Raw genomic sequence first — 11,639 nt, 5'->3', positions numbered from 1 at the left:
GTTAATTAACCTGTAAGAAGTTTAAATACAGAAGCTATAAGAAGTCGTTAAAAAGATAAGTAAAACTATATAGTTTTGAGGGTTGCTCACTATTCCCATAATAGCTGATACAAATAAAGGTAGTTTGTTACCGTTTTTTGGTGGTGTTTTTAATTTAAACGGTAGTACTCTACCGTTATTGTGCTACTATTTGTATATTAACGGTAACAAACTACTGGTCGATATATGCCAAATGTAACACTTCAATTATTCAATCAAGGTAAGTGGTGGGATGCTGCTGAACTAAGTTTTACATATGAACAAGTAAGTTCAAGTGTAACTTTATCTTACTATCCTGATTATATTGCATCTGTAGCTAGTTATGAAATTAAAGATTGCTGGGCATGTTCTATTAACGCTCCTATCAGCATTATTCCAACAGAATATCCGAATTGGCCTGCATTACTTGATGATATTTTACCTGTAGGAAAATCTAGAGATTGGTGGCTGAAGTTTTTAAATGTAAGCCGTGCCGATGAGTTTGAGCAAAATTTCACTTTATTAACACATGCCTGTATGTCGCCAGTGGGTAACCTTAGAGTTAAAGAGTCTGTACCTAAGAAGCTTGCAGATAATAACTTTCGCTTTCCAATAAATGATGTAATTCAATTACAGCACGACTTTCTTGAGTATGCCAATGAGCAAGGGGCAGCAGTTGGTGGGGCAACTGGTGCTGGTGGAGTAGCACCTAAGTTATTACTTATGTTAGAAGATGAGGAAGTTTATATAGAGGGTGATTTTGCCGGTAAGTCATTAACGGCTACACCTTATTTGACCAAATTTGCGAGAAATAATCGAACGTCTAGGGATAATAATCTATTAAAAGCAGAAGGTATTTATTATCAAGTCTTAACTGATATTTTACTAGAGACTGAAATTGAAACCATTGAAGTGTCTAGATTGAAAATATTAGAACATAAAGGACAAGTTAGCTTATGGTTACCTCGCTTTGATATTCGCGTCGAAAATAATGAAGCAACCAGAGTTGGATTAGAAAGCATTTACTCAATCATTAATGCAGGGCCAGGCAGCTATCATGATCATTTTAAGGTGATGGAAAAAGTTTGGAGTCGAATAAAAAGTGATACAAAAATGACTAGTGCTGAATTTGCAAAGCAATATGTCGTGAGAGATTTTTTAAATTTAGTTTTTGGTAATTCGGATAATCATGGTCGAAATATTTCGTTTTTAAAATTAGAAGGCGATATCCAATTTGCTCCTATTTATGATTTTGCGCCAATGAAAGCAGATCCTGAAATAGTGACTCGTTTATTTAAGTGGGAAAAGGATTGTGAAAGAAGTGGGCAAGTAAACTTTGCACACGTATCGAAAGAGCTTTCTGATTTTTGTGAACCAGCAGAATTGATTAATTTTATAAAGCCAATTGCCCAAAAATTGATTGAGCTACCCACTATGTTGGAGAAGCTAAATTGTCCTGAAGATATTTTAAATTTTCCAGCCATAGGTTTTTACAACATAAAAAATAAATTAAAGGATATGGGAGTTTACGATGGCTAATTTATCTGTTGCAGAACGAAAAGAAATTTTAGCTAAGCTAGAAAGTAATTTAGAACAAAACACTATTTCCCATGGTGAAGTGATCAAAACTATTCGCACAGAATTATATGGTATGACTCAAACACAGTATGCAAAATTTATTAAAGTTTCAGATAAAACATTACGTGATATTGAAAAAGGGAATACAGATCCTCGCTTGTCAGTACTCAATAAATTATTGGCGCCAGGAGGGTTTAAAATCAGTGCTAGGTTTATAAAACGTTCTATATAGTTACAAAGGCATGCTAACTTACTATAAAAACTTAACTGTGACTAATTCATTATCTGCATATTATTCCTCGCAGAGAGTTAGTTATCCTGCGATAGAGAAGTAAAACTAAATTGGGATTAACTCTGCAAGTTATCGCAGAAGTATGATCATATTAGTTGTCTAAAAGAGATTAAGTACGCAGGTAAACTGATGGGAACTCTGCTATACCTTGCAGAGTTCCTAACTCGTAATTTATGCTCCAATCTAATACTTGAATGAAAATCTGTAAGATGTTGCAGAACCATTGATAGTGGCACTAACACCCCAGCAAGTTACTTCTTGTTTATAGGTTTCTTTTGATCAGCATCCATGGCGGTAAAAGATAATGCCAAATTGTGTCGAATGAGATCTAGTTTCACTGCATGCTTAAAAAGTGCTTTTAGTAGATATAAAGATTTGTTAGCAATTGAGGGGCGGGGTGCTTGTGTACGAATCCCTTTTTTGATCTTTTGTAATATATCCGAAATTTCTAATCTATTAATATCAGTGATAGAGCGGTTATCTAAAGGTCTTTTTAGATTTATTTGATAACGAAATTTAAAGTATGCATGGTCGGCTTTAGACAGTGAAAAAAAATAGAACTCTTTCATCGGCTATTCCAGCCTTTGTGATGATAGATTTTAATAAAGATTCAGTTAACATTTAGATCCTCCAAAATAATAGGGGTATTTGGACGACATTGGTGACCCGAGCTACCACTTTTTGCGGTTTTTACCCTAAATCAATTGAATGAAATTGGATGTTTAAAATACAAAAGCCCAGTATTACTGGGCTGTAGCGGATTATTATGGAGTGTAATGGATCTGCTCATGGATTAGAGTCAGTAATTATCAATATATCAAATTGTTACACTGAATTATAACTTGTGATTTTAAAATCTGTCACCGTTTCTGTCACCATTAGGTGAAAGTGTAGGACGTTTGACTGTAATAAAAGTTAACTAAAAATTACTTTATCATGGTTTGACTTTTATCTAAACAAGCATGAATAGCGAAAGTTGAATATATAGCGACTAAATAGCTCTATATATTCAATTTTAATTAAAATGAATAAGATAAAGAAAGTCTCATTGTTGTCCCATCAATTTTAATATGGGAATCCTCTGTAGATGCTGAATTATAAAATTTAGTGTCAAATCCAACTTCTAATTCGTCGTTTACTTCAAACCTTGTAAATAACGACCAATAAAAAGGTGTAAGAGTTCTTTTTGAAGAAGATTCAATTTTAGTAGATTCAGTAACGTCTAGAAATGATTGTCCATCATCGGCTAATTTAACATCTGTTTTAATTTTCTCGATTATTTCTATCCCTGTCACTCCTAAGCCTAAGCCAAAATCAAACTGATTTATTGCACTGCCTCGCCAATAACGTTGATAAATATCTCGTAGACTTAACCTGATGTGAGAGTCATACTTTAAGCTAATATTTGTCTCTACATCAGATTTTGTCATCAAATTTTTATTACTATTAGGCATGTCATGCAAGTTTACTTGATAGTTAGTATTAAACTTTTCATCATAGAGTGGAATAGATATATCTACAGCGGCATAAGGTATTTGAGCAGTAAAATCGATCGATAGATATCCTTCATTTGTGAAGTTATGTGCACCAACTATTTCACTGTGTAAATCCAATGATTGAAATTGTTCTGAGTTTGAATTTGCTGGCATATAGGTTGATAAATCAATTGAGTTATTAAGTTTGAAATTAATATCAGGCATATATGAGTATGATGCACCTATACTTAAATTGAATCGTTTTGCTTTAAGGATAGAGGTTGAGAAATTATCAAAATTAACTTGGAAATCTTCTTTTCGAAACTTTATCTTTTCAGGCGTTTCATTTTTCTCTCCTGCAACGACTAGCTCTGCTGCTAAAGTAGCCATACGAACCATTTTTGTCTTAATATCTCTACTAACTTTTTTGTTTTTTATTAGTGTTATCTTGTATGACCAATCGATTAAATAATGTAATCTAGCCCTTATGTTTGTTATAAATAGATCATCTATATTATCTAACCCTTGCATTTCAATAGTGATTTTTAGAAGGTTATTGGCCATGGCCTCAATTTTATCTTGATCTTCACGGGTTGTTTCTACAGCTTCTTTTGCATAATCAGCAAACACTTCAATCGCTTTATTTAATGGAGTAGACTTAGTTGTTATACTTTTTAGAAAATCAATTTCTTTTAAAAAAGTAGTGTTTTCTGCAGGAGTTTCATTATCTTCGATTGTTTTAGAAGGACTTTCTTCTTTATTCGGTATTTTTAAATCATCTGCGAAAACAGGATTAGTAGCAAATGAAAATAAACTTAGGGCAACTAATTTTTTTATTCTTTTTTTATTCATTTTGAAAGTTCCTTGATCATGTTGAATTAGGTACAACTATAATCAAAAAATTAAGTGAAAAGCAATTTGATTGCTTAATTAATTTGGCGATTCTTATGACTGGCATATTTAACAAATCGAAATAGCAAATTACAAAAAGTTACTTTAGGTGCATTAACCATTGTTGTACTTCTGTGTTTCGCCAACCGACTCGTGTTGATTGTAACGGAACTCTGGCTGGAAACTTCCCCGCTCTTTCTAATCGCCAAATTGTAGTTCGAGATAACCCTGTAAGCTCCTGAACTTCTTTAGAGCATAGAATTCGCTCGGAAGTTGATGGTTGGCCTGTAGGCGATGATTTCTCTTTTATATTCGTTAGTACGTAATCTATTAATTGATATCCAAAAAACTCAGTTTGATTATTTGTTATTTGAATAAACTCAATTTTTCTTTTCTTTTGTAAGTTTTCTAATTCAACTAAAGGACACCTTAAAAATAGAGAAGCTTCAACTTGAGTAAATCGCTGGTAAAGAGCAATACCCATATTATCGGCCAATTCGCAAAGCTGTTTTGAAAAAGGTTGATCCATCACACCACTAAATATTTATTAAAAAGAATAAAAGTATTTGAATTTATCTTAGCAAAGGCTCAATATTGTTTATACAGTAATCAATATATATTTGTTTATGCCAAATTCAGCAAGTATTTTTAATCCTAAAGATAATTCATTAGAAGAGCGTATTGTTGCTTTTAAATCTGTTTTATATGCAAATAATAATATTGAGCTTAGTCTTAAATATAATAATGATAAACTATGGTCTGACAGACTAGGTACATCTGAAGAAGTAAAACTAGCTCAAAAAATCAATGAGCAGAGCTTGAAACAAGCATTTAAATCATTAAATTACGCAGATCTCCAAGAAGCAAAATCTTTAGGGCTATTATCGCAAGAGGAAGCGAAGCAGATCAAAGTATTGAAAGCAAAGTCTGATCTTAACCAATTAAGTCATATTGATAAGGGTAAAACTCATGGTAGACATGAGTTTAAAAAAAATTAGAATATATTAGCTTAATTAATTTTTAGCATACCCGAGATGGTTAGGTTCACCTTTATAATTTTTAGGATGTAAAACAAATACTTTGTTTAATATACTTTGTAATTTAGGCCATTGATTTTTTTCCCCAAAATCTCTTTCATTTAAAACAAAATTTATTACATTAATTAAAGCTTGATTTAAATTATTACCATGATTTTCTTTTGAATACTGTTCATCGGCATTACCATGTTTACTTGAACTCTGCATTGTATAAAATCCAAATTGTGTAATTGCATTATTCTGTCTTTTAGTATGGCTATTTGAGTATGAATCTTCGATCATGTGCAGAAGAGAACCTAATGCCATATTCATAACTTCTTCTTTATCTAAGTATATTTGTTCACATGAAACAGATGTCCAGCTATTAAAATTGAAAAAGGTTAAATCTCTATCACATTCTAAGGAAAACATTAAACGCGCATTCCAAAGTTTGCGACCTCCATTAGGTTTAATCATTAAATCGGTTAATCGGGCAGCACTATCTTCGGGTAATATATAGTCTAAACTTTTGAAATAAAACTCATGAGGCATATCATCCCTTTTAGGATAAGAATCAGGCATTCTGCCAACGGCAATTTGATATGCAAACTCAGCCCATAGCATCATGCGTTTTTTTGTTATATCAGCCGTTTCATTTTTATTTGAGGCCATTGAATGTAAAAACTGCATATCCCCACAGTGAGAACGATAAAACATATCCCAATTAACATCTATTTTTGAGTTTACTTTTGAACTGCAAGAATCTAGAAATGAAGCAAGAGAGTCTAGTTTGTGATTTTTTAATTGGCGTTGGGGATCATCATTCCAACGAACTCCTGCAATAATTTGCTCCAATAAATCATTTTTATTTCTACCGTTTAAAGTTTCTGTTTTTAAGTTATGAATAGCTTCTAAGGTTAAATTCTCATGAGTTGCATTTGAGAGTTTACTGTCTTTATACTTTTCATTTTCTAATGGTGTTGTAGCGGAGATATTAATATCGAATGATAGGGCTGGAATGGAGGCGAACATTAATATTGGTAAAATTAATCTACTCATGAGTAATTGTCCTTTATTTATCAATAATAAAATAATTTTGTACGTTTAAAATACAAATTGTAAGCTACTTTATAAATTCAAGTAAAGCAATTATTTCTAGTAACTCGAAATAACAAAAACAACTGATATTTATAAATTAATTTGCTAAATCAATATTTCTGAGTATATCTAGTAATGTGATTTATTTAATAAAATCAACTTTATGAAAATTACAATTTATAGTACTAAGTGATCTGCAGGTAAAACGCCTATAGCAACAAACTTTGCTTTAGATAAAGGTTACTGCATAGGGACTAATGAGCCTTATCATATTTATGATGGTTTCTTGCCTGAAGAAGATTTTCTAAGCTTAGATTTAAATGATGAATTCCCATTTATCCCTGATGATATTGATATAGTATTTGATCTTGCAGGATCTATATCTAAATCATCTCTCAGTATTAGCTCAGCAATAAAACAATCAGATTTAGTGTTAATACCTATTTATAATGAGGTTAAGTCAATAAAAGCTTGATTAAACACTATTGCTGAAGTGATGCAGTTAAATAAAAATATTATAGTGATAACTACCAAGCTTAAAAAGAAAAGTAAAAAAGATAATTTCAGCCATTGGTGAAATAGTATTGATGCAGTAAACATTAAAAATGCTATAAAAACTCACTTTTCAACTGATATCAAAGTTTTGCCTCTAAAATATTCTGCAGTATTCGATGTTATTTTTGAACAAGAAAAGTCTATAGCACAATTAATGGATTTATCGGGATTAGCTAAATATCAATATAAAGAAGTTAATAATCAATTTAATGCTATTTACCAATTAATATATTCAAAATATGCCAAATAAAAATAATTTAGCTGCTTTTAAAGTTAATTCAAAACAAACTTTATTAAATATGGATTTACATAAACATGTCAAAATCAAAGGTATAATTTGAAGAAAACCTAAGCTAAAAGCTGAAAAGCAATCAGAACTAATAGGTTTAAGGTTTACTATTTCTGAAATGAATAAAATAAAAAATAAAGCAGGGTTGATTTCAATAGCTAGTTTTTTGAAAAATGAGCTTAAAAAAAGGTGAGGGGTTCTTTAAATAGAATATATAGAGACAGGCATATAATTTGGCCATCTAGATATATTGAACTATGATTGAATAGTATTCAATTTGTTTGGTTGGCTAACATGACGAGAGCAAGGCGTAACTTAATAGATTTAACTTCCAGTAGTTATTATCATGTTATTTCCAGATGTATACGTCGCTCGTATTTATGCGGTGATGATAGTTATTCGGGACAAAACTTCGATCATAGACGTATTTGGATACAGGATCGTATCAAGCACCTTTCAACAGTATTTTCAATTAAAATAGCAGCTTATGCTATCATGAGTAATCATTATCACCTTGTTCTGAATGTAAATAAGCTGGCAGCTAATAGCTGGGATGATGATGAAGTTATTAAGCGTTGGTACCAACTTTATAATGGTAACGTGTTGGTCAATCGCTATTTAGCAGGAGAAAAGCTAGATACAGCTTGTTTATATCGTATTAAAATGTTTGTTCAAAAGTGGCGGGAGCGACTTTATGATATAAGTTGGTTTATGAAAAACTTGAATGAATTCATTGCAAGAGCTGCAAATAAAGAAGATAACTGTACAGGTAAATTTTGGGAAGGGCGTTTTAAGTCACAAGCACTACTAGATGAAACAGCCATACTGAGTTGCATGATATATGTTGATTTGAACCCTATTAGGGCAAAAATGGCTAACTCTCTGACCGATAGCGATTTTACATCGATTCAAGAGCGGATAAAGCAATTCGCTTCCTTTAAAAAACAAGAAAAAAAATCGCATATAAACAATGAAATTTCAGTTCCTAAACAACCATTAAAATTACTGCTATTTGGTTCAAGTCAGAATGAGGGGGCAAGTCAGAATGATGGTACAATTCCTTTTACTTTATACGATTATTTAGAGTTAGCAGATTGGAGTGGGCGACTGATCAACCCAAAAAAACGCGGTTCAATTTCAGAGAGTGAACCTAAAATATTAACAGTGATGCATATTGAACAAGATAGCTGGTTAAATACGATTTTGTTTTTCAGGCGGCAATATGGTAATTTTTCGGGTTCAAGATCATCATTGTTGAAATGTGCACATGAGCATAAAGATAAGTGGTATAAAGGCGTAGGTTAGTAATTAATACTACCAAAAAATATTCCCCTCTTTTTGATTAAAGGTGAGTTTTGTTGGCAAAAATCCAGTTATAGTAATCTTTTGACTGAAATTAGCATGATATGAAAAAATAACTTCCTTAGTTTTCACCCCTAATTGGTATTAATGATCAAAATTTTTGTGACTAATCATTTTTTGGACGGCTAAATTTTATGTCTGTCCTTTTTATTATTTTTTATTACCTACTTTCTCACCAATCGCTTCAACAATACCTGCCGCATCCCAACCTAAGACTCTTGGTGATGTTTCAAGCTTTTCTTTAGGCGCTCGCATTTTGGTATCAACCGGATTAACTGAAATAGCATTAACTTTCACCAGTAAATCGTAACCAGAAGCTGAAGGCTTAGCGATTTCGACGTCTTGTAATGCTTGCTCATTTTCTATCGGTAAATACCGATATAGGCCAATTGCTTTCATAGATAACTCCTTAAATTTGCTTACCATAAACTGGATAATTGGTGTAACCACGATCATCACCACCGAACAAGGTAGTTGGATCTGAAATGTCATTGAGTGGTAAATTGTTTGCTAGTCGATAGGGTAAATCAGGGTTTGCTAGAAATTTCCGGCCAAAAGCAACATAGTCAACTAAATTGTTATTAATTAATTCGTCCGCTTTATCTAATGTGTAATTACCCGCTACGACAATTGCGCCAGAGAAATTTTCACGTAATTGCTGACGAAACGTTTCTGTTACAGTTGGAGCGTCGTCCCAGTCTGCTTCGGCGAGGTGAATATAAGCAATACCCAACTCATTAAAATATTTTGCTAACAACAAAATGGCATCGATTGCTTCTGGGTCATTCATGCCTCTTTGGGTAATAAATGGTGCTAATCTTATCGCTGTACGCTCCGCGCCTATTTCATCACTAATGGTTTTAATTATTTCTAATGCAAAGCGAATGCGATTTTCTAAACCTCCACCATAATCGTCAGTGCGTTTGTTTGATGTAGTTCGTAAAAATTGGTCAATTAAATAACCATTTCCTGCGTGTACCTCTACACCGTCAAATCCCGCTTCTATAGCGTTAGCTGCCGCTTGGCGGTAGTCTTCAACAATACCTTTGATTTCTTGTTTTGATAACGCTCGTGGAATAGGGCAGTCGAGCATGCGGCCAATGCCATCATCACCCACTACCCACACTTGTGCATCTGGAGCTAAGGCGCTCGGTGCAACGGGTAGTCCATCAGGATGAAACACAGGGTGTGACATCCGGCCAACATGCCAAAGCTGAGAAAAAATAATGCCATCATTGTCATGAACAGCATTGGTGACTTTCTTCCAACCGTCAATTTGTGCTTGTGTATAAATGCCCGGTGTAAAGGAGTAGCCTTTACCTTGCCCTGAAATTTGTGTCGCTTCTGACACTATAAAACCAGCACTTGCTCTTTGCGCATAGTAAGTAGCTATTAACTCTGTGGGTATATCACCGGGTTGCGCTGTACGAGAACGCGTCATAGGTGCCATCACCACTTTATTGTTGGTATTAAGGTTTCCAAGTTTGCCTTTGTTAAATAATGCGTTTTTCATATTCTTAACCCCATTAATGAATGTCGTTTCTCGAAGATTGAATTTCGATTTTTAGGCCATCAGGACCTGTGATAAATATTTGGTGTTCGTTGGCTTCGGGTATCTCACGTTCAATAAAAGGCACGTTATACGTTAACAAACGACCTTTAAGCCCTTGGTAATCATTTGAGGAAAATGCTAAATGGTCGACCGTTGGCAGGCTCTGTGTTGAACTGTGCTTTTTATCATGTCCTAAATAAAAAGATTGCTCAGGGTTAATGTCACTTCTCCCCACAATATGAATACAAGGCACATTGAGTTCGTCATATAACCAAACACCAGCAAAACCAAACGGTGGACGTTGGCCCTCTTTCAAACCAAGTGTCTGTATTAAAAACTGCGACATTTCATCTAAATTAGATGCCAGCAGTAAAGCGTGATTTAATTGCATATCAACCTCCTTAAAGCGATGTAATCAGTTTAACTGTTTTGACTAATTTGATAATTGCTCGTAGAGTTAAATCACTATTCACAAAAACTGAAGAATCATGACGAAGATTGATGATATGGCGTTGTTCGTTCACGTAGTAAAAGCGGGAGGGCTAGCGGCAGCAGGACGAAAATTAGGGCTTTCACCTGCAAGTATGACGGCACGCATTAACCAAATTGAAAAACGTTACGGCACAAGGTTGTTGACTCGAAATACACGAAGTATCTCGTTAACCGATGCTGGTGAGCGTTTTTATAGTGGCTGTTTAAGGGTAATTGAAGAAGTCGAAAATACTGAAAATATGATACAAGACTCGCAAAACACATTGCGAGGACACTTACGAATATCCGCAACTTCTGATTTCGGCCGACAATATGTTGCACCAGCACTTGCTGAATTTACCAGTAACCATCCTAATATTTCTCCTCATTTAATGTTATCTGACGGCTTAATCAACATCATTGATCAAGGCGTTGATATTGCCTTTAGATTCGGTAACTTATCAGACAGTAATCTTATCAGCAGACCTTTAGTTCAAAATCGGCGAGTGTTGTGCGCCTCTCCTGACTACATAAAACACAACGGATCACCCCGACATCCAGAAGACCTATTGCATCACCGTTGTTTGATTCTCGAACGCTCTGGTCAACCATTAAATGATTGGCATTTTGAAGTTAATAACAAACGACAATCAATAAAGGTAGAGCCGCATTTGTCATGTTCAGACGGTGAGGTCATTAGGCGTTGGGCTGTTCAAGGTTTTGGCATTGCTTTTAAGTCATTAATTGACATAAAAAGAGACCTATCTAACAACAAGCTCGTATTGCTACTAGATGAATATGTACGAGGACTTAGTCATAGTGATACCGAAGTGGTCGGTGTTCAAGCTATATATGCCAGTAGACAGTATATGCCAATGCAGGTAAATGTATTTTTAACTTTTTTCGAACAGTGGCTAAATAAAGAAATCATTAACCCATAAAACTGAGAACACTCAAATGGGTTCAGGTCTTGTATTTTACATGGTGATATTACAATTTTAAACGGCCGTTATTCGCTATGAGCTGAACTTCGCAAAAGTGC

The 11,639-nt window shown here is 33.9% G+C and carries 14 protein-coding genes; 7 read left to right on the top strand and 7 right to left on the bottom strand.

The annotated features are described in order from the left end of the window. Window positions 1–225: 225 nt before the first annotated feature. Window positions 226–1,557, top strand: coding sequence for a HipA domain-containing protein (locus CJF42_RS07260; RefSeq protein WP_095366040.1), 1,332 nt, complete (start codon window positions 226–228; stop codon window positions 1,555–1,557). Further along, window positions 1,550–1,828, top strand: a complete 279-nt coding sequence (locus CJF42_RS07255) for a helix-turn-helix transcriptional regulator (RefSeq protein ID WP_095366039.1) — start codon at window positions 1,550–1,552, stop codon at window positions 1,826–1,828. Before CJF42_RS07260 ends, CJF42_RS07255 begins: the two co-directional genes overlap by 8 nt. Before the next feature lie 311 nt (window positions 1,829–2,139). Here the strand turns inward: CJF42_RS07255 and CJF42_RS07250 are convergent, their stop codons facing one another. The 3 genes from CJF42_RS07250 to CJF42_RS07240 form a co-directional block, all read right to left on the bottom strand. After that, window positions 2,140–2,457: a hypothetical protein gene (locus tag CJF42_RS07250; RefSeq protein WP_095366038.1), complete on the bottom strand. Its 318-nt coding sequence runs from the start codon at window positions 2,455–2,457 to the stop codon at window positions 2,140–2,142. A 450-nt stretch (window positions 2,458–2,907) separates the two neighbouring features. Continuing rightward, on the bottom strand, window positions 2,908–4,215 hold the full coding sequence (locus CJF42_RS07245) for a hypothetical protein (RefSeq protein WP_095366037.1): 1,308 nt from the start codon (window positions 4,213–4,215) through the stop codon (window positions 2,908–2,910). 139 nt (window positions 4,216–4,354) lie between these two features. Further along, window positions 4,355–4,783: a helix-turn-helix transcriptional regulator gene (locus CJF42_RS07240; protein WP_095366036.1), complete on the bottom strand. Its 429-nt coding sequence runs from the start codon at window positions 4,781–4,783 to the stop codon at window positions 4,355–4,357. A 97-nt stretch (window positions 4,784–4,880) separates the two neighbouring features. Between CJF42_RS07240 and CJF42_RS07235 the strand changes: the two genes are divergently transcribed. Beyond that, complete coding sequence (locus tag CJF42_RS07235; RefSeq protein WP_141235506.1) at window positions 4,881–5,252, top strand: hypothetical protein; 372 nt, start codon at window positions 4,881–4,883, stop codon at window positions 5,250–5,252. A 15-nt stretch (window positions 5,253–5,267) separates the two neighbouring features. Here the strand turns inward: CJF42_RS07235 and CJF42_RS07230 are convergent, their stop codons facing one another. Next, window positions 5,268–6,329: a hypothetical protein gene (locus CJF42_RS07230; RefSeq protein ID WP_095366034.1), complete on the bottom strand. Its 1,062-nt coding sequence runs from the start codon at window positions 6,327–6,329 to the stop codon at window positions 5,268–5,270. A 325-nt stretch (window positions 6,330–6,654) separates the two neighbouring features. Here CJF42_RS07230 and CJF42_RS07225 point away from each other — a divergent pair, with 325 nt between their 5' ends. From CJF42_RS07225 to CJF42_RS07220, 3 genes are all read left to right on the top strand, one after another. Further along, window positions 6,655–6,843: a hypothetical protein gene (locus tag CJF42_RS07225; protein ID WP_095366033.1), complete on the top strand. Its 189-nt coding sequence runs from the start codon at window positions 6,655–6,657 to the stop codon at window positions 6,841–6,843. A 168-nt stretch (window positions 6,844–7,011) separates the two neighbouring features. After that, on the top strand, window positions 7,012–7,173 hold the full coding sequence (locus CJF42_RS27315) for a hypothetical protein (protein ID WP_170940517.1): 162 nt from the start codon (window positions 7,012–7,014) through the stop codon (window positions 7,171–7,173). 333 nt (window positions 7,174–7,506) lie between these two features. Then, window positions 7,507–8,517 carry a transposase gene (locus CJF42_RS07220; protein ID WP_095366032.1) on the top strand — a complete coding sequence of 337 codons (1,011 nt, stop codon included), beginning with the start codon at window positions 7,507–7,509 and terminating at the stop codon, window positions 8,515–8,517. Between the two features lie 207 nt (window positions 8,518–8,724). Here CJF42_RS07220 and CJF42_RS07215 read toward each other — a convergent pair whose 3' ends face one another. From CJF42_RS07215 to CJF42_RS07205, 3 genes are read right to left on the bottom strand one after another with little or no spacing between them, the layout of a single operon-like run. Continuing rightward, the gene (locus CJF42_RS07215) at window positions 8,725–8,973 is read right to left on the bottom strand and encodes an alcohol dehydrogenase catalytic domain-containing protein (RefSeq protein ID WP_141235505.1); all 249 of its coding nucleotides are present in this window, start codon (window positions 8,971–8,973) and stop codon (window positions 8,725–8,727) included. A 10-nt stretch (window positions 8,974–8,983) separates the two neighbouring features. Continuing rightward, window positions 8,984–10,087, bottom strand: coding sequence for an alkene reductase (locus tag CJF42_RS07210; RefSeq protein WP_095366031.1), 1,104 nt, complete (start codon window positions 10,085–10,087; stop codon window positions 8,984–8,986). A gap of 13 nt (window positions 10,088–10,100) precedes the next feature. Next, window positions 10,101–10,517, bottom strand: coding sequence for a VOC family protein (locus CJF42_RS07205; protein WP_095366030.1), 417 nt, complete (start codon window positions 10,515–10,517; stop codon window positions 10,101–10,103). A gap of 97 nt (window positions 10,518–10,614) precedes the next feature. Between CJF42_RS07205 and CJF42_RS07200 the strand changes: the two genes are divergently transcribed. Next, a complete protein-coding gene (locus CJF42_RS07200; RefSeq protein ID WP_095366029.1) occupies window positions 10,615–11,538 on the top strand; it encodes a LysR family transcriptional regulator in 924 nt (307 codons plus the stop codon). The last annotated feature ends 101 nt before the right edge of the window (window positions 11,539–11,639 follow it).

Origin of the sequence: Pseudoalteromonas sp. NBT06-2 (genome assembly GCF_002276045.1) — a bacterium.
Lineage (GTDB): Bacteria > Pseudomonadota > Gammaproteobacteria > Enterobacterales > Alteromonadaceae > Pseudoalteromonas.
The sequence above is the reverse complement of the archived record's forward strand: the minus strand, read 5'-3'. Positions and strand labels throughout refer to the sequence as shown.

Bases quoted from the DNA above. Each gene is read 5' to 3' on its own strand.
- CJF42_RS07260 (WP_095366040.1), top strand. From the start codon at position 226: ATGCCAAATGTAACACTTCAATTATTCAATCAAGGTAAGTGGTGGGAT.
- CJF42_RS07255 (WP_095366039.1), top strand. From the start codon at position 1,550: ATGGCTAATTTATCTGTTGCAGAACGAAAAGAAATTTTAGCTAAGCTA.
- CJF42_RS07250 (WP_095366038.1), bottom strand. From the start codon at position 2,457: ATGAAAGAGTTCTATTTTTTTTCACTGTCTAAAGCCGACCATGCATAC.
- CJF42_RS07245 (WP_095366037.1), bottom strand. From the start codon at position 4,215: ATGAATAAAAAAAGAATAAAAAAATTAGTTGCCCTAAGTTTATTTTCA.
- CJF42_RS07240 (WP_095366036.1), bottom strand. From the start codon at position 4,783: ATGGATCAACCTTTTTCAAAACAGCTTTGCGAATTGGCCGATAATATG.
- CJF42_RS07235 (WP_141235506.1), top strand. From the start codon at position 4,881: ATGCCAAATTCAGCAAGTATTTTTAATCCTAAAGATAATTCATTAGAA.
- CJF42_RS07230 (WP_095366034.1), bottom strand. From the start codon at position 6,329: ATGAGTAGATTAATTTTACCAATATTAATGTTCGCCTCCATTCCAGCC.
- CJF42_RS07220 (WP_095366032.1), top strand. From the start codon at position 7,507: ATGACGAGAGCAAGGCGTAACTTAATAGATTTAACTTCCAGTAGTTAT.
- CJF42_RS07215 (WP_141235505.1), bottom strand. From the start codon at position 8,973: ATGAAAGCAATTGGCCTATATCGGTATTTACCGATAGAAAATGAGCAA.
- CJF42_RS07210 (WP_095366031.1), bottom strand. From the start codon at position 10,087: ATGAAAAACGCATTATTTAACAAAGGCAAACTTGGAAACCTTAATACC.
- CJF42_RS07205 (WP_095366030.1), bottom strand. From the start codon at position 10,517: ATGCAATTAAATCACGCTTTACTGCTGGCATCTAATTTAGATGAAATG.
- CJF42_RS07200 (WP_095366029.1), top strand. From the start codon at position 10,615: ATGACGAAGATTGATGATATGGCGTTGTTCGTTCACGTAGTAAAAGCG.